The following is a 799-nucleotide window of genomic DNA, read 5'->3' as shown; positions in this document are numbered from 1 at the left end:
GCTGAAGGAACTCAAGCAGCGTCACCTGTTCGTGCCACGCGGCACCAAGGTGCCCGCCGAAATCGCTGCTGTGTGCGAGGCAACCGTTGACATTGCATTGATCGAAAAGCATTGGGACAGCCTGGTGCACTTGGCGGCCTCGGTCATGAGCGGTCACGCCAGTGCGGTGGCGGCTCTGGCGCGGTTTGGCTCTGCGGCCCAAGGGGATCCGATCTATGACGCTGGCGTGCAATTGGGACGTCTACTGCGCACGGCATTTTTGGCGGACTACTTTGTCAAAGACGCCTTCCGCAACGAATTGCGGCGAGTGCTCAACCGGGGCGAGGCGGTCAACGCCCTCAAACGCGCCATTTACACCGGCCGGATCAGTCCGGCACAGGCCAAGCGTGTGGACGAAATGCAAGCAGTGGCCGACGCCTTGAGTCTGCTTNTCCACCGGAACTGATCGGCAAAATTGCGCCCACCAGACTGGAAAGCATCAATCTGCGGGGCGTGTTTCGCTTTCCTGTTGACCGTTATGCCGATCAAATCCTGCCATCTCAGGGAACACCGATAACTGGCACCGATGGATGAAACCGATCACGCATTGACGCCACGCATCCCGGATTTGAAAGTGAACAGGTAAAGCAATGAAATCAACGATCTACCCACACCACCCCCGCGCCAGTGCTGGGTTTGCGAACCGCCAGTTATTGCACTGAAAACGAGGGGACCCCTATTGCCAGCCCGGAACTTAGTCAACTGCAGCTGCAACTGCTTCAGGCGAACACGCGCGCCAAACTTGCAAGGCAGGCGGCCA

At 58.5% G+C, this 799-nt stretch carries 1 protein-coding gene and 1 pseudogene; one reads left to right on the top strand and one right to left on the bottom strand.

Annotated elements, in window-relative coordinates:
- Positions 1 to 573 (top strand): annotated as a pseudogene (locus ACFQND_RS03855) (Tn3 family transposase); the annotation flags it as partial.
- Between the two features lie 6 nt (positions 574 to 579).
- On the opposite strand, the gene ACFQND_RS03850 reads toward ACFQND_RS03855, so the two are convergent.
- On the bottom strand, positions 580 to 799 hold a 220-nt coding region (locus tag ACFQND_RS03850), incomplete at its 5' end, for a hypothetical protein (protein ID WP_377412358.1).

The organism is Polaromonas aquatica (genome assembly GCF_042659145.1).
GTDB lineage: Bacteria > Pseudomonadota > Gammaproteobacteria > Burkholderiales > Burkholderiaceae_C > Polaromonas > Polaromonas aquatica.
The sequence above is the reverse complement of the archived record's forward strand: the minus strand, read 5'-3'. Positions and strand labels throughout refer to the sequence as shown.